At 71.5% G+C, this 20,796-nt stretch carries 19 protein-coding genes; 10 read left to right on the forward strand and 9 right to left on the reverse strand.

Annotated elements, in window-relative coordinates:
- The first annotated feature begins 4 nt into the window (after window positions 1–4).
- On the forward strand, window positions 5–1,078 hold the full coding sequence (locus AB0G04_RS04800) for a M20/M25/M40 family metallo-hydrolase (protein ID WP_360976455.1): 1,074 nt from the start codon (window positions 5–7) through the stop codon (window positions 1,076–1,078).
- Here AB0G04_RS04800 and AB0G04_RS04805 read toward each other — a convergent pair.
- Entirely contained in the window at window positions 1,067–1,621 is a 555-nt protein-coding gene (locus tag AB0G04_RS04805; protein WP_360976458.1) for an HD domain-containing protein, read from the reverse strand. The genes AB0G04_RS04800 and AB0G04_RS04805 overlap by 12 nt on opposite strands.
- 240 nt (window positions 1,622–1,861) lie before the next feature.
- Between AB0G04_RS04805 and AB0G04_RS04810 the strand changes: the two genes are divergently transcribed.
- On the forward strand, window positions 1,862–3,463 hold the full coding sequence (locus tag AB0G04_RS04810; protein ID WP_360976461.1) for a glycoside hydrolase domain-containing protein: 1,602 nt from the start codon (window positions 1,862–1,864) through the stop codon (window positions 3,461–3,463).
- Here AB0G04_RS04810 and AB0G04_RS04815 read toward each other — a convergent pair.
- From AB0G04_RS04815 to AB0G04_RS04830, 4 genes are all read right to left on the reverse strand, one after another.
- Entirely contained in the window at window positions 3,449–5,101 is a 1,653-nt protein-coding gene (locus AB0G04_RS04815) for an ATP-binding protein (RefSeq protein ID WP_360976464.1), read from the reverse strand. The genes AB0G04_RS04810 and AB0G04_RS04815 overlap by 15 nt on opposite strands.
- Window positions 5,102–5,140: 39 nt before the next feature.
- The gene (locus tag AB0G04_RS04820; protein WP_360976467.1) at window positions 5,141–6,784 is read right to left on the reverse strand and encodes an ATP-binding protein; all 1,644 of its coding nucleotides are present in this window, start codon (window positions 6,782–6,784) and stop codon (window positions 5,141–5,143) included.
- 63 nt (window positions 6,785–6,847) lie between these two features.
- A complete protein-coding gene (locus AB0G04_RS04825) occupies window positions 6,848–7,003 on the reverse strand; it encodes a hypothetical protein (RefSeq protein WP_360976470.1) in 156 nt (51 codons plus the stop codon).
- A 423-nt stretch (window positions 7,004–7,426) separates the two neighbouring features.
- A complete protein-coding gene (locus AB0G04_RS04830; protein ID WP_360976473.1) occupies window positions 7,427–7,660 on the reverse strand; it encodes a hypothetical protein in 234 nt (77 codons plus the stop codon).
- A gap of 194 nt (window positions 7,661–7,854) precedes the next feature.
- Here AB0G04_RS04830 and AB0G04_RS04835 point away from each other — a divergent pair, with 194 nt between their 5' ends.
- Window positions 7,855–8,313, forward strand: a complete 459-nt coding sequence (locus AB0G04_RS04835) for a DUF1877 family protein (protein ID WP_360976476.1) — start codon at window positions 7,855–7,857, stop codon at window positions 8,311–8,313.
- Window positions 8,314–8,359: 46 nt separating this feature from the next.
- Here the strand turns inward: AB0G04_RS04835 and AB0G04_RS04840 are convergent, their stop codons facing one another.
- The 3 genes from AB0G04_RS04840 to AB0G04_RS04850 all read right to left on the reverse strand — a co-directional run bounded on the left by AB0G04_RS04840 (window position 8,360) and on the right by AB0G04_RS04850 (window position 9,802).
- Window positions 8,360–8,698, reverse strand: a complete 339-nt coding sequence (locus AB0G04_RS04840; protein WP_360976479.1) for an L-rhamnose mutarotase — start codon at window positions 8,696–8,698, stop codon at window positions 8,360–8,362.
- Window positions 8,699–8,879: 181 nt separating this feature from the next.
- Window positions 8,880–9,245: an Mth938-like domain-containing protein gene (locus AB0G04_RS04845; RefSeq protein ID WP_360976482.1), complete on the reverse strand. Its 366-nt coding sequence runs from the start codon at window positions 9,243–9,245 to the stop codon at window positions 8,880–8,882.
- A gap of 17 nt (window positions 9,246–9,262) precedes the next feature.
- A complete protein-coding gene (locus AB0G04_RS04850; protein WP_360976485.1) occupies window positions 9,263–9,802 on the reverse strand; it encodes a hypothetical protein in 540 nt (179 codons plus the stop codon).
- A gap of 49 nt (window positions 9,803–9,851) precedes the next feature.
- On the opposite strand from AB0G04_RS04850, the gene AB0G04_RS04855 reads away from it, so the two are divergent.
- The 4 genes from AB0G04_RS04855 (at window position 9,852) to AB0G04_RS04870 (ending at window position 13,292) form a co-directional block, all read left to right on the forward strand.
- A complete protein-coding gene (locus AB0G04_RS04855) occupies window positions 9,852–10,709 on the forward strand; it encodes an alpha/beta hydrolase (protein WP_360976488.1) in 858 nt (285 codons plus the stop codon).
- A 4-nt stretch (window positions 10,710–10,713) separates the two neighbouring features.
- Entirely contained in the window at window positions 10,714–11,127 is a 414-nt protein-coding gene (locus tag AB0G04_RS04860) for a MarR family winged helix-turn-helix transcriptional regulator (RefSeq protein WP_360976491.1), read from the forward strand.
- Window positions 11,128–11,195: 68 nt separating this feature from the next.
- On the forward strand, window positions 11,196–12,602 hold the full coding sequence (locus tag AB0G04_RS04865; protein ID WP_360976494.1) for an NAD(P)/FAD-dependent oxidoreductase: 1,407 nt from the start codon (window positions 11,196–11,198) through the stop codon (window positions 12,600–12,602).
- Between the two features lie 69 nt (window positions 12,603–12,671).
- Window positions 12,672–13,292: a thymidine kinase gene (locus AB0G04_RS04870; protein ID WP_360976497.1), complete on the forward strand. Its 621-nt coding sequence runs from the start codon at window positions 12,672–12,674 to the stop codon at window positions 13,290–13,292.
- A gap of 10 nt (window positions 13,293–13,302) precedes the next feature.
- Here AB0G04_RS04870 and AB0G04_RS04875 read toward each other — a convergent pair whose 3' ends face one another.
- The gene (locus AB0G04_RS04875) at window positions 13,303–14,253 is read right to left on the reverse strand and encodes a lamin tail domain-containing protein (RefSeq protein ID WP_360976500.1); all 951 of its coding nucleotides are present in this window, start codon (window positions 14,251–14,253) and stop codon (window positions 13,303–13,305) included.
- A 99-nt stretch (window positions 14,254–14,352) separates the two neighbouring features.
- On the opposite strand from AB0G04_RS04875, the gene AB0G04_RS04880 reads away from it, so the two are divergent.
- From AB0G04_RS04880 to AB0G04_RS04890, 3 genes are all read left to right on the forward strand, one after another.
- Window positions 14,353–16,128: an ABC transporter ATP-binding protein gene (locus tag AB0G04_RS04880; RefSeq protein WP_360976503.1), complete on the forward strand. Its 1,776-nt coding sequence runs from the start codon at window positions 14,353–14,355 to the stop codon at window positions 16,126–16,128.
- Between the two features lie 2 nt (window positions 16,129–16,130).
- Entirely contained in the window at window positions 16,131–18,080 is a 1,950-nt protein-coding gene (locus tag AB0G04_RS04885; RefSeq protein ID WP_360977856.1) for an ABC transporter ATP-binding protein, read from the forward strand.
- 94 nt (window positions 18,081–18,174) lie between these two features.
- Window positions 18,175–20,715 (forward strand): M14 family zinc carboxypeptidase, encoded by a 2,541-nt coding sequence (locus AB0G04_RS04890; protein WP_360976506.1) that lies wholly within the window; start codon window positions 18,175–18,177, stop codon window positions 20,713–20,715.
- The last annotated feature ends 81 nt before the right edge of the window (window positions 20,716–20,796 follow it).

A 20,796-nucleotide genomic window follows, 5' to 3' on the forward strand; every position in this document is an offset into this window, starting at 1 on the left:
GCCGATGGAGCAGCTTGCCGAGCTGATCGGGATCCGCTCGACCGCCGATCGCCCGGACGACCTGCGGCGCGCGCTGGAACTGGTGCTCGCCGTCGCCGGCCCCGGCTTCCGGATACGCCGGTTCGAGTCCGGTGGCAAGCCGAGCGCGCTCGTCACCCGCGACGGCCTGCCACCGCGGGTGATCCTCAACGCGCACCTGGACGTGGTTCCCGGCGAGCCGCACCAGTTCACCGCCCGGCTCGACGGCGACCGCCTCTACGGGCGCGGCACCCACGACATGAAGGCCGCTGCCCTGGTGATGGCCCGGGTGTTCCGGGAGGTGGCCGGCACGCTGCCGTACGGGCTCGGGCTGCAGCTCGTCACCGACGAGGAGGTGGGCGGCTTCGACGGGACCGGGTACCAGGTGGCGCAGGGGGTCCGGGCCGGGTTCGTCGTCATCGGTGAGCAGAGCGGCCTGCGGGTGGTCACCGAGTCGAAGGGCATCATCCGGGCCCGGCTGTCGGCGACCGGCCGCACCGCGCACGCCGCCTACCCGTGGCTCGGCTCCAACGCGCTGCTGACGGTGACCGGGGCGGTGCGGCGGCTGCTCGACCGCTATCCGGTGCCGGCCGCGGAGGAATGGGTGACGACCGTCAACGTGGCCCGGATCGAGACCCCGAACCGGGCCGCCAACGTGGTGCCGGCCGCGGCGTCGGCGCTGCTCGACATCCGGTTCCCGCCGTCGGACCCCGATCTCGCCGGGCGCGGGCCCGACGAGGTGGCGGCCCACCTGCGGGCCGTCACGGGTGGTGAGGCCGACGTGGTGGTGGAGGCCGTCGGAGCGCCGCATCACGCCGATCCGGACAGCCCCGAGGTGCGGCTGTTGCAGGCGGCGGCACGCGATGCCGGCTTCGACGGGTCGCTGCTGCGCAAGCACGGGGCGGCCGACGGGCGCTTCTACTCGGCGGAGGGCGTGGACGCGGTCATCTTCGGGCCGGGCGGCGACGGGCAGCACGGGCCGGAGGAGTATGTCGACCTGCGCACGCTCGGGCCGTACCGGCAGGCGCTCGCCGGTTTCCTGAGGGCCCTAGGCGGCTAGCGCGTGCTCGACGCGGGCCGTGACCCCACGCAGGTGCGGGCGGCGGGCGCCGTCGACCTTCGCGTTCCACGAGCAGGGACCGTGGCGCAGCAGCATCTCGGTGTAGCGCGCCTCCGGGTCGACCCGCAGGCCGCTGGGGCCGGTCGTCTGGTCGGCGTACGTCAGCGCGTCGGCCATCAGGCTGCGCTCGTCGGGGAACGCCGCCAGCTGCTCGCCGAGACCGCGGGCCGCGGCCACGAACCGGGCGCCGGAGTGGAAAGCGACCAGTCCGGCGATCCGGGCCGGCCAGCCCTCGGCGCTCAGGTGCACGGCACCGTCGAGCGGGTGGAAACCGGTCAGCGCGATCGGCGCCGCATAGCCGACGTCGTGCAGCCACGCGGCCGCCACCAGGACGTCCGGGTCGAGGCCGAGCCGGTCGGCGAGCTCACCCGCCTTCTCGGCCACACCGGCGGTGTGCCGCCAGCGATTGCCGCTGTCACCGATCAGGGACTCGGCGACGGCCCGCGCCAGCAGGGCCCGGGTGGGTGCGAGAACAGCGGTCATCGCCGGATGGTGGTCCGCGCAGGTTAACGGCGGGTGGCCGAGGCGTGTCCGCGGACCGAATCACCGGCTACGCGTGGGCCCGGGCCGGACGGCGACGGATTTCCGGGGCGAAACCGGCCCGCCGGATCACGGACGGTCTTGGCCTTTTCGGACAGCGGACAACCAGCCGATCGGCCCTGTGCCCGGCTTGATCCATCTGTTTACCTCGATGGGCCTTCCCAGTCGACGAAGCAGGTCCCTATGTTGCGAAAGTTCACCGCCGGCGTCGTCAGATACCGGAGGCGGCTTCTCGCTGCGGTGGTCGTGACGATCTCGCTGAGCCCGCTGGCCCTGATCAACGGCAATGCGGGTGCCGCCACCGCGCTCGCGCCGCAGCCGGGCAACTTCACCGGCTACGGGTTCGACGCCTGCACCGCCCCGTCGAGCGAGGCGATGGCCGCGTGGCTCAAGTCGTCGCCGTACCGGGCGGCCGGCATCTACTTCGGCGGCAACAACCGCGGATGCACGCAGAAGAACCTGACCGCCGGCTGGGTACGCGAGCAGGTCAACCGGGGCTGGCGGCTGATCCCGCTCTACGTCGGCCCGCAGGCCAGCTGCACCACGATCACCGGCAAGCGGAACCTGATCGACAACACGAAGGCGGCCGCGCAGGGCCGGGCCACCGCCGAGGACGCCGTCCGGCAGGCCACCGCTCTCGGGCTCGCCCGGGAGAGCGTGCTGATCTACGACATGGAGTCGTACCGGACGAACGACGCCGCCTGCCGCAACGGTGTGCTGCAGTTCATGAGCGCGTGGTCGGCCCGGCTGCACGACTTCGGCTACTTCTCCGGCTACTACTCCAGCGCCGCCTCCGGCATCGCCGACCAGGTGGCCGTCTACCACCAGCCCGGCTACGTGCGGCCCGACTACGTCGACTTCGCCCGCTGGGACCAGGTCGTCACGGTCACCGACAAGGTCATCCCGGCGTCCTACTGGCAGCCGAAACGGCGGATGAAGCAGTACCGCGGCGCCCACCAGGAGACGTGGGGCGGCGTCACCATCAACATCGACAACGACTACCTCGACTTCGCCCGGCTGCCCGCCGCCAAGCTGTCCGACTGGAACCGCAACGGCTGGTCGGACGTCCTGGCCCGCACCTCGTCGACCGGTAACCTGTTCGCGTACCCGGGCAACGGCAACCACGTCACCGAGAGCGCCCGCACCAAGGTCGGGGCGTACAAGTCGGCGAACGCGCTGCTGCGGATGGATCTCAACCGGGACGGTCACGCCGACCTGATCGCCCGCACCGGCGCCGGGGCGGTCTGGTTCTACCCCGGCCTGTCGAGCGGCAAGTTCGGTACCCGCAAGCAGCTGTACAAGAACTTCGGGCACATGCGCGAGCTGACCTCGATCGGTGACTTCAACCGGGACGGCTACCCGGACCTGCTCGCCGTGCAGACCAGCAACGGCAACGTGTACCTCTATCCGGGGCAGAAGGGTGCCCGGTTCGGGGCACGCAAGGCGCTGGCCTACGGCGACTGGACCAAGCGCAGCGAGTTCACCGGCGCCGGCGACTTCGACCGCGACGGCTTCCCGGACCTCGTGCTCAAGCTCAACAGCAACAACGGCCTGTACCTGTTCCCCGGTAAGTCCGGTGGCTTCAAGAGCCCGGTACGGATCGGTTCGGCGGCCGGTTTCCGCGACTTCCTCGGTGTCGGCGACTTCGACCGGGACGGGTACACCGACCTGGCCGCGGTGCAGTCGTCGACCGGCAACCTGACGCTGTTCCGGGGCAACGGGCGGATCCTCGGCGCCGGGGTGCGCATCGGCACCGGCTACAAGGGCCGGTCACCTCTCTTCTGAGGCCGGGCCGGGGAGGGTGAACAACACGGTGGTGCCGCCGCCGGGGGTCTCGTCCACCCGGATGTCGCCGCCGTGCCGTTCCACGATCCGCCAGCAGGTGGAGAGACCGATCCCGTGCCCGCCCGCCGTCGCGGTGCCGAGCCGGGTGAACATCTCGAAGACGCGCCGTCGCTGCTCGGGCGGGATGCCCAGACCGTTGTCGGCGACCGCCACCGTCCATCCCCCGCCGGCCCGCTCGGCGGTCACCGTGACCCGGCACGGCCGCGACGGATCGCGGTATTTGATCGAGTTGCCGATCAGGTTCTGCAGCAGCTGACGGATCAGTACCGGGTCGCCGGCCACCGCCGGAAGCGTGCCGGTCGCGGTGATCTCGGCTCCGGCGGCCTCGGCGGCCGGGCGCAGATCGACGCGGACGTGCTCGAAGATGGCGGTGAGGTCGGCCGGCTCGCGACGCACCGGGGCGCTGCCGGCCTGGGCGTAGTCGAGCAGGGCCCGGATCAGGTCCCGCATCCGGATGACCGCCCGGCAGGCGGATTCGGCCCACTGCCGCGGCCTGCCCTCCACCTCCTCGGCGATCAGTTCCAGGTACGCGTTCACCGCGGTCAGCGGGCTGACCAGGTCGTGGCTGACCGCGCCGGCGAAGTTGCTCAGGTCGGCGTTGGAGCGGCGCAGGTCGGCGTTGGCGGCGGCGAGCTCACGCCGGGCGTCCTCGATCGCCCGCTGCTGCGCGCGGGCGCTGGTGACGTCGGTCATCGCGACGACCGCTCCCTGCGGCTCGCCGGACGGCCCGATCAGGGCGCGGCCGCTGACGCTGACGTGCACCGGCGCACGGTCGACACCCTTGATGACGATCTCGGCGTCCTTGACGGCGCCGTCGTGCAGGGCCCGCATCAGCGGCATGCGGTGCGGTGCCAGGGGCGTACGCCCGTCGGTCTCGAAAAGCCCGTAGTGCCCGGGGAGCTCGGCCGGGGCGAGGCCGGGGTCGGCATCCCTCCCGTGCCACTCGCGCGCGGCCCGGTTGAACAGGGTCAGCCGCCCCTCCTGGTCGGCCGCGGCCACCGCCACGTCGATGGTCTCCAGCAGCGTGTCGGTCCACCGCTGCCGTTCCTCGGCCAGTTCGGCCAGCTCGGCGTTGATCCGGGCCTGGCGGCGCCGCTCGAACAGCGCCAGGATGATCTGGGTCAGGTCCTGCAGGCGGGCGATCTGCTCGCCGGACAGCTCGCCCGGTTCCCGGTCGAAGACGCAGAGCGACCCGAGGGCATGCCCTTCCGGCGTGACCAGGGGGAACGACGCGTAGAACCGGACCGAGGCCAGCACCCCGGTCACCCACGGATTGTCCCGGTAGACGGGATCGGTGCCGGCATCCTGCAGATAGGTGAACCGGCCGGTCTCGAACCGGATGGCGCACATCGAGTCGGAACGGTCCGAGTCGGCGCCCTCGAAGCCGACCGTGGTGAGCTGGCACTGCCGGTTCTCGTCGATCAGGTTGAGCGTGGCGTGCGGCACCCCGGCCACGGTGGCCGCGACCCGTACGACCGCCTCCAGTTCGTCGCCGGCGGGCGAGTCGAGCAGCCGGTACTCGTGCAGTGCGGCGAGGCGCTGACGCTCCCGTTCCGACACACGCTCAGCCAGATCCACCTGATCTCCATCGGCAGCATCCGCCCGGATCTGACCCTTTCAGGTCCCGATCGCGACGATGACGGTGGCACCGCCGCCCGGAGTGTCCTCGATCGTGATGGTTCCGCTGTGCCGTTCGACGATCCGCAGGCAGCTGGAGAGCCCGATGCCGTGCCCCGTCCGACTGTCGCCGGCACGGCCGAACATGTCGAAGACCTCCTCCCGGCGGTCCTGCGGGATACCGATGCCGTTGTCGGCGATCCGGAGGAGGCCGCCGTCACCGCGCACGTCGATCAGGCACGGCCGGTCCGGCTGCCGGTATCTCACCGCGTTGCTGATCAGATTCTGCAGCAGCTGCCGGAGCAGGACCGGATCACCGATCACGACCGGCAACGGGCCGGCCACGTCGATCCGCGCGCCGGCGGCATCGATCGCCGGAGCCAGGTCGTGCAGAACCTGATCAAAAACTTCATCCAGCCGTACGGACAGAGCACGCACCGGGGCACTGCCGGCCCGCGCGTAGTCGAGCAGGGCGTCGATCAGCTCCCGCATCCGGGTGACCGCCCGCGCCGCCACCTCGGCCCACTCACCCACCCGCTGGCGCCGTTCCGGGTCGTCCACACCGATGTCGTCGCAGTCCCCGAGCAGTTCCAGATATCCGCCGACAGCGGCGAGCGGGGCGACCAGGTCGTGGCTGACCGCTCCGGCGAAGTCGGTTAGGTCGGCGTTCGACCGGCGCAGCTCGGTGTTCGCCGCGGCCAGACGTTCGTGCGCCTCCCCGATGATCCGCCGGCGGGCCTGTTCCGCGGTGATGTCGTGCAGGGCGACCACGGCGCCGCTCACCGACCCGTCGGCGGCTCGCAGCGGCGCCGCGTTCGCGCGCACCGACCGTGGTTCCCGGCCCCGTTCCCGGATCACCATCTCCCGGCCGGTGACCGGCTGGCCGGTGCGCATCACCGCCACGAGCGGCACCTCGTCGTCCGGGACCGGGGTCCGCCCGTCCGGCTCGTACAACCGGTAGCGGCGGGCCGAACCGGCCGGGCCCTGGGCCTTGCCGGATTCCGGGTGCAGCTCGCGGGCCGCGCGGTTGACAAGCGTGCCCCGGCCGTCGGCGGTGACCCCGATCACCGCCTCGTCGAGGCTGTCCAACACGGTACGGGTCCACTGTTCGCGGGCGTGGATGGTAGCCCTGAGCCGGGCCGCGAGCCGGGACTGCCGCCGCCGTTCGAAGAACGCCACGATGATCCCGGCCAGATCCCGGAGCCGCTCGATCTGCTCCTCGCTCAGGCGCCGCGGCCGGGTGTCGAAGACGCAGAGGGTGCCCATCACATGCCCGCCCGGTGTGATCAGCGGCGCCGACGCGTAGAACACGAGGCGGCCCAGCGCCCCGGTCACCCACGGGTTGTCCCGGTAGTCGGGTTCCTCGCGGGCGTCGACGACGTGCACGAACTCCCGGCGGCCCAGCCGTACCGCGCACATCGAGTCCTCGCGCGCGCACCGCTGCCCCGCGAACCCGGCCGTGCTCAGCTGGTACTGCGTGAGGTCGTCGAGCAGGTTGAGCGTGGCGGTGGGTACCCCGGCGATCTCGGCCGCGACCCGGACGACGGCCTGCAGCTCGGCGGCGGGCGGGGTGTCGAACAGGTGGTACTCACGCAGGACCGCGACGCGCTCCCGTTCCGTACCACCTTCCGACCGGTCCTCCACCTGCTACCTATCGGCACCCGGACGGCACCACTGACGCGTAGCCGGTCCACGCCGGCCGGTATCTCAACAACCCGCGTCTCGACGGCGGAATCCGGCGACACCGGCCAGAACCAGGGCGGCGGCCACCGCGGTGACGGCCAGCAGCGCCCCCACGGTGATCGTCAGCGCCAGGTACGCATCGGCGATCCGGTCCGCCCCGCCGGGCGGGTACGCGGCCACCTCCCGGGTTGTCGATCACGAACTGCTCGATGGTGTCGCGGAGCGAGCCGTACCCCGTCCCGAGCAGCGCCACACCGGCCACCCAGCCGGCGAGCGCACCACGCTGCAGCCGCCACGCCAGCCCGGTGACCGAAGCGAGCGCACGGGACGCCCGCGCCGGGCAGCAGTTCGGCGCGGCCGGTCTCCCCGTCGCCCCGGGTGTACCGGCCGACCAGGAACATGTTCATCAGCGCGACCACGATCGCGGAGAGTCCCAGTCCCGGTCATCGCCCGGCCCTGTTGCCACCCGGCCGGAGCGGGCCCCGCGGGACACCGGAGATCGACGTGGCGGCCATCGCTCGCCTCCTTCACTCCACCCGGCTCCAGGGTGAAGGAGAGGCGGCGCATCCGCCAGGCCGTGTTCCCGGGCCGGCGGAGACGGTCCTAGAACCAGCGCCGGCGACGGTAGTGGCCGTGGTGCCGGTAGTGGCCGTGATGCCCGTAGGCGCCCGGGTGCCCGTAGGCGCCCGGGTGGTGGTAGCCGTGTCCGTGCTGCCGGGCGATCCGGTGGTTGACCTCTCGCAGCAGCCCGTCGATCGCCGGGTTGTGCCGCCCGTGGGACATCCGTTGAAGCTTCGACGCGACCATCGAGAGCACGAACCGTTTGACGAACCCCACCGCAGTCTCCTCCGCTGACCTGGCCCGCGAGTCCAGCGCGCCGTCCGGATTCCAGCGTAGGCCGCCACTTCCACGCCGGTCTGTGGGTTCGCTGCCCGTTGCCTGAGACGGCCGCCTCTGCGGGCCGACCGGATTCGCCGCCCGTTGGCTGGGACGGCCGCCCGCCGGTCCGGGCCGACCGGCACAATCCGGCGATGAGCGTGATCACCTACTACCGCCGTCCGGCGGCGGCCGAGCTGGACGAGTTGCGACAACTGCTGGACTCCGACGTGACGGCCGCTCTGGAACGGGTGGACGGGCTGCCCGGCGGTCATGTCGACCGGGCGTGGGCCGGTCTGCACTTCCTGCTGCTGGGCCTCAACCCGCCGGTCGATGTGATCAACGGAGGCGAGAGGCTTCCCGGCGCGCATCCGGTACGGCTGCTCCCGGCGGAGGACGTGGCGACCGCCGCCGGGTTCCTGGCCACCACGCCGTTCAGCGCACTCGCCACCGGCTACGACCGGGCGCTGCTGGAGTCGATCGGCGTCTACCCGGAGGACCTGTGGGAGGCCGACTGGGCGCTGTCGTACCTGGAGGACAACTACGAACGCCTGACCGCGGTGTTCCGGGAGGCGGCGGCGGCCGGCGACCCGCTCCTGGTGTACCGGAACTGAGGGCCTGGCCGAGGAGGTGTACCGGAACTGAGGGCCGGCCGCGAGCTCACAGCCGTTCGAGCTGCTCCTCCAGGTGGAACACCTGGTCGAGGACGAGCATGCCCTCGTCGGGCCGGGCCTCGCCGAGGGCCGGGAAGAACTCGGCCATGGCCGCCTGCCAGCGCGCGTTGACCTCGGTCCGGGCCATCGCCTCCTGGGCGGCGGCGAAGTCGTCGGTCCGCAGGGTGCCGACCAGCAGGCCGTCCGGCCGGAGGAAGAGCCGGTAGTCGTGCCAGCCGGTCGCGGCGAGGGCCCGCAGCATCTCCGGCCAGACGGCGGCGTGCGCCTCCCGGTAGGCATCGAGTCTCGACGGGTCGACCTGCAGGGTGAAGCACACGTACGTCATCCGGGCACTCCTCGCTCAGCACGGCTCCCCCGCCATCCTGCCGCCTGCCGGCCCGGAACGAAATAACGTTTCAACGGACACTTGGCCGATCAACGGCGAAGGGCGCAGCGGATGGGAGTGCCCTCAGCAGGGGCGCCGCGGACGGAATGCGCTCAGCAGGGGCGCCGCGGGTCGAGTGCGCTCAGCAGGTGGAGTGGAACAGTCCGCCGACCGGCCGCGTTCCGGCCAGTTCGTTGTAGAGCCGGACCGCCTCGGTCGTCTCCGCCTCGTGGACCTCGACACCGCGCTCGCGCAGGAACGCGAGGGTGGCCGGGTCGATCCCGAGGCGGTGCTCCATGCCCCGGGACAGCACGACCACGGTGGCCCCGTTGTCGAGCAGTTCCTCGACGTCGGCGGGCTGGATGCCGGGGCTGTGCCCGGTGCCGGTCTCGCTCCAGTCCCACGGCCGGCCGCCACCGGGGTAGAGCTTGAAGTCCTTGCCGGGTTCGAGGCCCTCGACCTCCATCCGGCCCCAGGAGACCGATGCGATCCTCGGTGATGTCGCCATGGTGCGCCTCCCCCACATCAGGTGTCGTACGTCCCGCAGTCCCACGGCGGTGAGAACGCCATGTAGTCGCCGGGCTCGGCGGTGACCCACCAGACATCGTCCGGGCCCTGCGGCGGCGCGCTGATCAGCCCGAACGTGGTGCCGAACCGTTCCACCGCGAACGGGGCGACCGAGATCCGGCCGATCGTCACGTCACCGAGCTCCCGGAGCAGCCGGCGGTGGGCCCGGTCGGCGGCCGCCCGTTCGCCGGGGTCGAAGGCGTCGATCCGGGCCTCGGTGAACATACCGTCCGCCCGGAAAAGATACAGCGCCACGAATTCGCGGGCACCGGGTTCGAACGGCGTGGTGAGGAAGAACTGCCGGCCGTCCGCGGTGTGCCCGACGTGCCGGGCCTGGAAATCGTCGGGCTCGATCGCGATCCGTTCCGGGGCGCCGGACGGCATCGGCTCCGGCACGGCGCAGGGATCGTCCGCGGATGCCGGGACGAGGCGTACGCAGCCGGTCAGGAAAGCTACCACCAGGGGAAACACGGCCAGCCGCCGCCATCGGGAGGTCACGGCGGACCACCGTAGCGGACCGTCCGGCCGGTCCGTTACTTTATATCGCATGCGAAATAGTTCGATCGAGATCGCCGGGCTCGCCGGAACCCTCTTCGAGCCGGCCGGCGAGCCGGCTGCGGTCGTGGTGATCCATCCGGCGACGGCGACGCCCGCCGGGTTCTACGCCGCGTTCGCGACGTACCTGACGGAGAACGGGATCGCCGCGATCACCTACGACTACCGGGGCACCGGGCGGTCCGGTTCGCCGCGCGACCACCGGGACGCCGGCATGCGGCAGTGGATCGAACAGGACGTGCCGGCCGTGACGGCGTGGGCCGCCGGCCGTTTTCCGGGGCTGCCGCAGCTCGCCGTCGGGCACAGCGTCGGCGGGCACGCGCTGGCCCTGGGGCGAGGCGGGCCCGGCCTGACAGCGTTCGCCCTGGTCGCCTCGCACGTCGCGTCGATCGCCGCCGTTCCCGGCCGGATCGAGCGTCTGCGCGTACGCCTGGTGTTGTCCGTTCTCGGTCCGGCCCTGGCCGCGGTGCTGGGTTACGTCCCGGCCCGGCGCCTCGGGCTCGGCGAGGACATCCCGGTGGCCGCCGTCCGGCAGTGGTCCGGCTGGGGGCGGCTGCCGGAGTACTTGTTCTCCGACCCGGAGATGCGCGGTGCCGAGCGGGCCGCGGAGGTCACCCAGCCGGTGCTGGTGATCGGGCTGAGCGACGACCCGTGGGCGACGCAGGCCCAGGTCGACCGGCTCGCGGAGCGGCTCGTGAACGCGTCCGTCGAGCGCCGCATCTTCACGCCGGCGGAGGCGGGCGTGAACCGGATCGGTCACCACGGGTTCATGCGCCGCAGCGCGCGGGAGACGCTCTGGCCGGAACTGCTGACCTGGTTGCAGAAGCGGATCGCGAACGCGACACCATGACCGGGTGAACAACCGACTGGTCTTCGACCTGATGACCGCCGAGCGCTCGGTGCGGCGCTGGATCGACGCCCGCTCCGGTGACAGCGGCATCGGGGCGGCGGGCGCGGGAGTGCTCTTTCATCTCGCCGGCCACGACGACGCCCTGGTCGGTGACGTGGCGGCGGCCCTGTGCGCGTCGCCGTCCGGGATCAGCGGGCTGGTCAGCCGCCTGGAGAAGGGCGGTTTCGTGGCGAAGGCGCCGGATGCGGGCGACGCGCGGGCGGTCCGGCTGTCACTGACGCCGGCCGGGCGGGAGGCGGTGGCCACGGCGAAGGCGGTGGTACGGGAGCTCAACGCCGAGATGTCCGAGGGGTTCGACGCGGCGGAAATGGCCGTCGTCTCCCGCTGGCTGGGACATATCACACAACGTCTGGCCTAGCCGCACTTCCCCGCGGGCTCTGGGCATACCAAGGTGGTAACCGGGTGCCGTGAGGCGAGGGAGTACTGATGAGTCATCGAGTGGTAGTGGTGGGGGCCGGCTTCGGCGGCCTGTTCGCGATCAAGGCGCTGCGCCGTGCCGACGTCGAGATCACCCTGATCAACGGGACGGCGTACCACCTCTTCCAGCCGCTGCTCTATCAGGTCGCCACCGGCATCCTGTCCGAGGGCGAGGTGGCGCCGCCGATCCGTGAGGTGCTGCACCGGCAGAAGAACGTGGACGTCCGGCTCGGCTGGGTGCAGGACGTCGACGTGGAGGCGAAGGTGGTGTCGGTGGCCGGGCCGGGCATCGACTACACGGTCCCGTACGACACGCTGATCGTCGCCGCGGGCGCCTCCCAGTCGTACTTCGGCAACGACGAGTTCGCCGACCACGCACCCGGCATGAAGAGCATCGACGACGCCCTGGAGCTGCGTGCCAAGATCTTCGGCGCGTTCGAGGTCGCCGACCTGCACACCGACCCGGAGACGATCGAGCGCTGGATGACGTTCGTGGTCGTCGGCGCGGGGCCCACCGGCACCGAGATGGCCGGTCAGATCGCCGAGCTGGCCCACCGCACGCTGCGCGGGCAGTACCGGCACATCGACTCCCGCAAGGCGCGGATCCTGCTGGTCGACGCGGTCGGTGCCGTGCTGAACACGTTCGGCGACCAGCTCTCCGCGAAGGCCGAGAAGCAGCTCGACAAGCTGGGTGTCGAGGTTCGTACCAACACTAAGGTCGTCGCCGTCGACTCGACCGGCATCGAGGTCGAGTCGGACGGCCGGCGCGAGCGCATCCCGGCGATGACCAAGGTCTGGGCGGCCGGGGTCGCGGCGCCCGCGCTGGCCGCGAAACTGGCCGCCGCGACCGGCGCCAAGACCGACCGGGCCGGGCGGATCCAGGTCGAGCCGAACACCAGCCTGCCGGGTCACCCGGAGATCTTCGTGCTCGGCGACATGATGAACCTGGCCGGCGAGGACGGCAAGCCGCTGCCGGGGGTGGCGCAGGTGGCCATCCAGAGCGGCCGGCACGCCGCCGGCCAGATCAAGCGCCGTCTCGCCGGCAAGGAGACCGGCCAGCCGTTCCGGTACTTCGACAAGGGCAGCCTGGCGACGATCTCCCGCTTCTCGGCGGTCGCCAGCATCGGGAAGTTGCGGCTGTCCGGCTTCCCGGCCTGGGTGGTGTGGGTGGCGGTGCACCTGTTCTACCTGGTCGGCTTCAAGAACCGGGTGACCGCGGTGCTGCACTGGTTCGTCAGTTTCCTCGGCCGCGGCCGGTCGGAGCGGGTGGCCACCCAGCAGCAGGCGTTCGCCCGCCAGGCGATCCGGGCGTACGGCGATCCGTTCCGCCGGGCCGAGGCCGTTCAGTCCGGTTCACAGACCCCGGCCGTCCAGGCGGGCGTGACCAGGACGACGGAGGTCCGGCAGGCCGGGTAGCGTGTACCGGCCCGCTGAAAGTCATGAGGAAGGCTCGCCTTGGTACCGGTCACCGTCAGCACCCCCGTCGTGTCCCGCGCCAGGACCCTCGCCCCGGTCTTTCACGAGCTGACGCTCTTCCACGGCAGCATGGGGGCGGGCAAGTCGACGCTCGCGCTGCAGAACGCGTACAACCGCCGTCAGGCCGGCCGGCCCGGGATTCTGCTGACCAGCATGGACCGGGCCGGGGCCGGGGTGATGTCGTCGCGGCTCGGTGTCGAGGCGGACGCCTTCGAGGTGACCGACGGCACCGAGCTGACCGTGCTGATCGCCGACGAGGTGCCGGCCGGCGGTTTCGTGATCGTCGACGAGGCTCAGTTCCTGCGACCCGAGCAGGTCGAGCAGCTGGCCTGGGCGGTCGACGAGCTGTGCGTGGACGTGGACTGCTACGCGATCTCGACGGACTTCATGTCGCGGCTGTTCCCGGGCGCGCAGCGGCTGCTGGAGCTGGCCGACAACATCGTGTCCCTGCAGGTCGAGGTGACCTGCTGGTGCGGCCGCCCGGGGCGGCAGAACGCGCGGATCGAGGACGGCCGGGTGGCCCGCTCGGGCGCGCAGGTGGCGGTCGGGGACACCTCGGACGCGGCCGAGGTCACCTACCGGGTGCTGTGCCGGCGTCACTGGCGCGACGGGGACGCCGGCCCCGCCTGAGACCCGCCGGTCACCCCACCTCGGGGTAGATCATCCAGGCGCGCAGGTCGCCGTGGACGTCGAAGAGGTAGCCGCCGTCGCCGACGCTGTGGTTTGCCGGGTCGACGTTCGTGAAGATCGGCTTCGTGAGGCCCCAGTACTTGTGGGTGGCGGTGTTCCTCCCCTTGCCGATGTGGACGTGGACGTCGCCGCCGGCCGGGACCACGGTTCCGGCCGGGAGGGTGTAACGGCGCAGCCCGGAATCGCGCACCCACCAGCCGCCGATCGGGACGCCCGCGGCCGACGGATTGTGGATCTTGAAATATTCGCCGTTGAGGTTCTCCTGGTCGACGCCGTCGGCGTCCGGGTTGACGGTCAGGGTGAGGCCGCTGCTCTGAGCCGGGCCGGACCGGCAGCTGTCGGTGTCGTAGAGTTCACGGCCGGCGGCGGCGGCCTCCTGCGCGGCTCGGTGGTAGACCCCGTCCATGGCCCACTCCCCGGGCCACGCCTGCCAGAGGACATGGCCCTCGCGGACCAGCTGCTCCCCGACGTCACGCCACTGCCCGCCTACCTTGACCGCGACCGAGCGCAGCGGCCGGCCCTCGCTCTTGCTGGCGGCCTTCAGCGAGGTGAGGCGCACGGTTCCGCCGCCGGCCCTGATCAGCTGCTCGAGGCGCACGTTGGCGGCGACGGCGTGACAGTCGCCCTTCCGCCGTTCCGGGTGGTGCGAATACGTCTTCATCTCCATCGCCTGGATGCCGAGGATCCGTACCGAGACGAGGTTCTTCGCGCCGTCCCCGGCGAGGTCCACCCGGATGGTGTCGCCGTCCGGGGTCCAGTCCACCTTTCCGGTCCACATCTGACAGCGCGGGCTGCCGGACTCCGCCGTGCAGGCGGTGGTGGCGGCGGCTTCGGCGGGAGCGGCGAGCCCGGTCACGGTCAGCGTCGTGACGGCGGCGAGGGCAGCGAGGCGGCGGAGCATGACGGATCCATCGGTCCCGGCGACCGGCGCTTGAGGGTCTTTCCTCCACCAAGGTCGTTAGCTAGGCTAAGGACCGACCGTGGTGTAAGGAGCAGGAGCTTGACCGCAGCCCCACGCCGTGCCCCCAGGGCCGGCATCCACCCTGATCCTTCGAAGACCTGGCTGCGGCGCGCATGGCCGATCGTCCGCGCCCACCGTGCCCTGCTGCTCACCTCGCTGGCGCTGTCGTTCGCCGGCCTCGTCGTCCAGGTGCAGATCCCCGACCTGATCCGGATCGGCATCGACCGGGCCCTGGTGGACCGCACCGACGGGCTCGAGAAGTACGTGTGGCTGATCGCGGTCCTCGCCGTCGTCCAGGGCGTCATCAACTTCCTGGCCCGGCTGTACCTGCTGCGCACCGCGTACGAGATGGAGTACGACCTGCGCAACCTCGTCTTCGCCCACATGATGCGGATGTCGTACGCCTTCTACGACCGGGTGCAGTCCGGTGAGCTGATCTCCCGGGCCACCAGCGACATCCGGGCCGTGCAGATGTACCTGGCGTTCGGCCCGTCGATCCTGGTCCAGTGCACCATCGCCGGTATCGCCTTCGCCCTGATGGTGTCGATCAACGCTCCCCTGGCCGTGGTCGCGATGCTGACCATGCCGGTCATCGCGGTGCTCGGCGTACGCATGCGCAAGGCCATCTTCCCGGTCTCGTGGCTCATCCAGTCGAGGCTGGCCGGGGTCGCGACCGTGGTCGACGAGAACATCCAGGGCGTGCGGATCGTCAAGTCGTTCGCGGCCGAGCGACGGCAGCTCAACACCCTGGCCAGGGCGGCCGACGGGGTGCGCTGGGCCTACACCGCCGACTCCCGGATCCGCAGCCGGTGGCTGCCGGTGATGGACAACCTGCCCCGGCTGGGGCTGGCCATGGTGCTGCTGATCGGCGGTCTCATGGTCCTGGACGGGAACGCGACGGTCGGGACGATCGTGGCGTTCAACTCCTACGTGCTGATGCTGCAGCCGCCGTTCCGGATGCTCGGCATGATCATCATGATGGGGCAGCGGGCGGCCGCCTCGGCGCAGCGCATCTACGACATCCTGGACACCCCCGCGGACATCGTCGAACCGGCGGCCCCGGTCGTGCCGGAACCGCGCGGGGACGTACGTTTCGAGGGCGTGCGTTTCGCGTACCCCGATGGGACCGTCGCCCTCGACGGCCTTGATCTGCGCGTCCGGCCCGGTGAGACGGTGGCGCTGGTCGGGGCGACCGGCAGCGGCAAGTCGACCGTGGCACGGCTCGTGGCCCGGTTCTACGATCCGGCGGCCGGGCGGATCCTCGTCGACGGCGTCGACGTGCGCGAATACCCCTTGGCGACGCTGCGGGACCGGGTCGGGATCGTGCCGGACGAGCCGTTCCTGTTCTCGGTGTCGCTGCACGACAACATCGCCTTCGGCCGGCCGTCGGCCACCCGCGAGCAGGTCGTCGCGGCAGCCCGGGCGGCGGGTGCGGACGGGTTCGTCACCGACCTGCCCCACGGTTACGACACGGTGGTCGGCGAACGCGGCTACACCCTGTCCGGCGGCCAGCGGCAGCGCATCGCCATCGCCCGCGCGCTGCTGGTCAACCCCCCGGTGCTCATCCTCGACGACGCCACCAGCGCCATCGACGTCCGCGTCGAGCACGGCATCCACGAAGCACTGCGCGACCTGATGCGCGACCGCACCACGATCGTCGTCGCCCACCGGCTGGCCACCATCGGCCTCGCCGACCGCGTCGTGCTGATCGAGAACGGCCGGGCGGTCGCCGACGGCACCCACGCGTCGCTGCTCGAGACCGAGCCGCGGTACCGCAGAGTCCTGGCGAGCACACCTCGGGAGGCCGTCGCGTGAGCATGTTCGGCGGCGGTTTCGGCGGACCGGGCGGCGGATCGGGTTCCGGGGCGATCGGCGGACTCGGCGGCACCGGCGCCGGCGGCCGCGACCGCCGGCAGGGCACGAGCACCCCCTTCGCGGGCATCCCCGAGGAGCTGATCGCCGGCGTCACGGCCCTGGAGGCACGCGAGCCGGTGCGCCCCGAACCGGACGAACCGTTCAGCCAGGACCCGGACAGCGGCCGGCTCACCCTGTGGTCGCTGCTGTCCGGCCGCCCCGGGCTGCTCGTGGCCGCGGCCCTGGCCGTCCTGCTGGAGGCGCTGCTGCTGCAGTCCGGGCCGTACCTCGTACAGATCGGCATCGACCACGGCATCGTGGCCGGCGAGGTGCCGTGGCTGGTCTTCGCCGCCGTCGCGTTCCTGGTGTCGGTGGTCCTGACCGCCGTCGCGTCGGGTGTGCGCATCCGGGCCAGCGGCCGGCTCTCCGCCTACGCCACGCGCGACCTGCGGGTCCGTGTCTTCGCCCACCTGCAGCGCCTCAGCCTCGACTTCTACACCCGCGAGAAGGCCGGCGTCACGATGACCCGGATGACCTCGGACGTGGAGGCGCTGCAGCATCTGCTCTCCGAGGGCTTCGCCCAGTTCCTGATCCATGGCCTGACCATGGTGGTGGTCACCGCGGTGCTGTTCCACTACGACGCGACACTCGCCGTGATCACGTTGCTGCTCGTCGTCCCGCCGCTGCTGGCGCTGTCACTGTGGTTCCGCAAGGCCGCCGACGTCGGCTACAACCGTCAGCGCGACACCATCGCGGCGCTCTTCACCCACCTCTCCGAGAGCCTCTACGGCGTACGGGTGATCACCGCTCACAACCAGCGCGACCGGAGTGTCGCCGAACACCGCGAGGTGGTCGGCGGCTACCGCGACGCCAACGACCACACCGGGCGGATCAACGCCGTCTACGGACCCGGCACCTCGGTGATCGGGCTGCTCGGCCTGGCCGCCCTGCTGCTGATCGGCGGCCGGATGGTCCTGAACGGCACCCTGACGATCGGCGAGCTCACCGCGTTCGTGCTCTACCTGAACGCGTTCTTCCAGCCGGTGCAACAGCTCGTCCAGCTCTACACCAACTACCAGCAGGCCCGCGCCGCGCTCGGCAAACTCCGCGGCCTGCTGCACACCTCCCCCGCGGTGCGGGAGAAACCCGGGGCGATGCCGCTGCCGCCGGCGGAGGGCGCCATCGAACTGCGGGAGATCACCTTCGGGTACGACGAGACGCGTCCCGTCCTGCACGACGTGAACCTGCGGATCGCCCCCGGCGAGACCGTCGCCTGCGTCGGCCCGACCGGAGCCGGCAAGTCGACCCTGGCCAAGCTGGTGGCCCGCCTCTACGACCCGGACGCGGGCGCCGTCCTGATCGACGGCCACGACCTGCGGGACGTCACCCTGGACTCGCTGCACCGCCAGATCGGCGTGGTCCCGCAGGAGCCGTTCCTGTTCGCCGGCACGCTGCGCGACAACATCGCCTTCGCCCGCCCGGACGCCCCCGACGAGCTGGTCGAGGCCGCCGTGGACGCGGTGGGCCTGCGCGACCTGGTCGGCCGCTCCCCCGACGGCCTGAACACGATCCTGCACGAACGCGGCCAGTCGGTGTCGTCGGGCGAACGGCAGCTCATCGCGCTGGCCCGGGTCTTCGTGGCCGAACCCCGGGTGGTCGTCCTCGACGAGGCCACGTCGAGCCTGGACCTGCGTTCGGAACTGCGGGTCGAGGCCGCGATCCAGCGGCTGCTCGAAGGGCGTACCGCGATCCTCGTCGCGCACCGCCTGTCGACCGCCCGCCGCGCCGACCGGGTGATCGTCGTGGACCGTGGAGGCATCGCCGAACAGGGCACCCACGAGGAACTGATCGCCGCCCGGGGCCATTACGCCGCCATGTACGCGACCTGGGAGTCACACACCACCCACCGGTAGTGATGACCCTAACGGTATAGAAATCAAGCTCATAGATCGTTGCGCATCGGTCGATGGGACAGGAAGGGTCGGGGCATCCCAACGGAGGTGCTTTGTGGACCTGTCACGAACGCTGACCGGAATCGGTGCCGCGTTGCTCGCCACGGCCCTGCTCGCCAACCCGGCGGCAGGGGCGCCCGGCGACACCCCGCCATCGACCCGTGACTTCGGCAACGGACCCGAACGCAACGAGACAGCCGCCGTCGACGAGGCGTCGACGGGCGCGTTCTCGGCCCGGACCCTTGATGTTCCGCCGGCGGCTTCCACGTGGAGCCTGCGATCACACCGGGGCTACCCCAGGCAGAACGTCCTGCCCGTCCAGCCGGAGAATCCGGACGACCGATCGATCAAGCTGGGGCTCGTCCCGTACCACTCGATCGCTCCGAAACTGAACGCCCTGCAGAAGTCCTCGAACCGCGTCTCCGCCGAGATTGCCGGGAAGTCCGCCGGAGGCCGGGATCTGTACCTGGTGACGGTGACCGCACCGGAGAGCCCCTGGGAGGCCGCCCGTCAGGACCACTGGCGGGCGCTGATCGAGGAGAATCCGGGCGCCGCCAAGCGGGACCGCTCGCTGCGGGCCGGCTACAAGACGCCGGTCTGGATCAACGCGAACATCCACGGCAACGAGTGGGAGGGCACCGACGGCGCGCTGCGCGTCATCGAGCGCCTGGCCACCGCCACCGACCCGGCCACGGCGGCGTTCCTGAAGCGCAGCCGGGTGTACGTGAGCGTCAGCCTCAACCCCGACGGCCGGGTCGCCGGCACCCGCGCGAACGGCGCCGGCTTCGACATCAACCGGGACTTCGCGACGAATTCGCAGCCGGAGTCCCGGATGGCGCGGGACGTGGTGATCGCGACGCAGCCGTTCGTGATGCTCGACGAGCACGGCTACACCGGGACGACGCTCATCGAACCGGCCACCCCGCCGCACGGGCAGAACTACGAGTACGACCTCTACATCAAGCATGCGCTGCCGAACGCGCTCGGCATGGAGAAGGCCATCCAGCAGCTCGGCCACGCGGAGACGACCCGCGCTGACATCCCGTTCCGGGACTACGCTCCCGGCGACTGGGACGACTGGCCGCCGATCTTCACGCCGATGTACGCGATCTATCAGGGCGCGGTCGGGCACACCGTGGAGATCCCGCTGCGGGTGAACAACGCCGACTACAACAACCTGCCGGTCGAGGAACTGCAGCGCCGGTCCCGGATCAACACCGACGTGGCCGCCGCGACGATCGAGGCGGCGCTGACCTACGCCGACACCAACCGGGGCACGCTGCTCACCGACCAGATCGAGCAGTTCCGCCGCGGGTGGGCGGGCGAGCCGTCGCCGGTGATCCCGGACGGTTTCGTCGACGGGTTCGGTCCCGAGGACCGCTACTCGACGACGTTCCCGCGGGCGTACGTCATCCCGGCCGGCACCCCGGCCGCCGCCCGCCTGGTCGACCATCTGATCGCCAACGACGTGCGGGTGCGCAAGGCACTGTCCGGCTTCACCCTGAACGGGCACCGCTACGACCGCGGCGACTACGTCGTCGACATGCGCCAGCCGAAGCGCGGGCTGGCCAACGTGCTGCTGGAGGCCGGCCGGGACATCTCCGACCTGGTCCCGCAGATGTACGACATCTCCGGCTGGAGCAACGGCCTGCTGTGGGGCGCGTCCGTCGACAGCAGCCGCACGGCGTACCCGCGGGTCGCCACCCGGGCGGCGGCGAAGGCCGACCCGACCGGCTCGGTCGACGCGCCGCGCGGGCGGGACCTGCTGCTGAAGCTGCGCGACGGCAACGACGTGCGTGCGGTCAACGAACTGCTCGATCAGGGCATCAAGCTCAGCCGTACGGACGCGAGCACCGTCGTGGTTCCGGCCGACGCGCGGCCCGAGGCCTCGTCGATCGCCAGGTCGCTGGGCGTACGGTTCACCGCGGCGCCGCGCGGCACGAAGGGTGAGGTGTTCGACCGGCCGGTGATCGCCGCGGCGGTCTCCGCCGACGAACTGTTCGTGCTCAGGCAGATGGGCTTCGAGGTGCGGACCGTGTCGACGGCCGTCCTGAACGCCGGATTCGACCTGTCCGGGGTGGACACCCTGATCGTCTCGTCGGGTCTGTCCTACACCGCGCTGAACGCCGCCGCCAAGGCCGCGGTCGACGCGTACCTGACCCGGGGCGGTGGCGTACTGACCCGCGGCGCCACCGGCGCGAACTTCAACGCCGCCGCTAAGGTGCTGCCGGCCGTCGCGACAGCCGGCCGCGGCGACGCCAACGGCGTGGTCGCGGTTACCGGCGAGGGCCCGATCGTGGGTGCCGGCTCACCGGTGCACTCGTTCGTCTACTCGCCGATCTGGTTCACCGGCACCGGCTTCACCGTCGAGCAGCGGTACCGGGCGGGTGCGACCCCGCTGGTCGCCGGTCACTGGCAGCCGGGCGACACCGGGACCAACGGCCCGGCCCAGGCCGCCGGGCAGGCCGCGGTCGTCTCCGGTGTGACGGCCGGCGGCGGCAACGCCGTCCTGTTCGGCACCGAACCGTTGTTCCGCGCCCACCCGAAGGGACTGTTCGCTCCGTACGCCCGCGCCCTGTTCTGGACCGCGAGCTGACGAACCGGGGTGGTGGCGCTGCGGCGTCACCACCCCGCCGGGTTACTACCTGCGGCACCGGCTTCATCGGCCGGATGAGGA

It is taken from the genome of Actinoplanes sp. NPDC023801, assembly GCF_040639655.1.
GTDB lineage: Bacteria > Actinomycetota > Actinomycetes > Mycobacteriales > Micromonosporaceae > Actinoplanes.

Excerpts from the sequence above, each read along its gene's own strand:
- AB0G04_RS04800 (WP_360976455.1), top strand. The coding sequence starts at position 5 with ATGGAGCAGCTTGCCGAGCTGATCGGGATCCGCTCGACCGCCGATCGC.
- AB0G04_RS04805 (WP_360976458.1), bottom strand. The coding sequence starts at position 1,621 with ATGACCGCTGTTCTCGCACCCACCCGGGCCCTGCTGGCGCGGGCCGTC.
- AB0G04_RS04810 (WP_360976461.1), top strand. The coding sequence starts at position 1,862 with ATGTTGCGAAAGTTCACCGCCGGCGTCGTCAGATACCGGAGGCGGCTT.
- AB0G04_RS04835 (WP_360976476.1), top strand. The coding sequence starts at position 7,855 with ATGAGCGTGATCACCTACTACCGCCGTCCGGCGGCGGCCGAGCTGGAC.
- AB0G04_RS04840 (WP_360976479.1), bottom strand. The coding sequence starts at position 8,698 with ATGACGTACGTGTGCTTCACCCTGCAGGTCGACCCGTCGAGACTCGAT.
- AB0G04_RS04845 (WP_360976482.1), bottom strand. The coding sequence starts at position 9,245 with ATGGCGACATCACCGAGGATCGCATCGGTCTCCTGGGGCCGGATGGAG.
- AB0G04_RS04855 (WP_360976488.1), top strand. The coding sequence starts at position 9,852 with ATGCGAAATAGTTCGATCGAGATCGCCGGGCTCGCCGGAACCCTCTTC.
- AB0G04_RS04865 (WP_360976494.1), top strand. The coding sequence starts at position 11,196 with ATGAGTCATCGAGTGGTAGTGGTGGGGGCCGGCTTCGGCGGCCTGTTC.
- AB0G04_RS04875 (WP_360976500.1), bottom strand. The coding sequence starts at position 14,253 with ATGCTCCGCCGCCTCGCTGCCCTCGCCGCCGTCACGACGCTGACCGTG.
- AB0G04_RS04885 (WP_360977856.1), top strand. The coding sequence starts at position 16,131 with ATGTTCGGCGGCGGTTTCGGCGGACCGGGCGGCGGATCGGGTTCCGGG.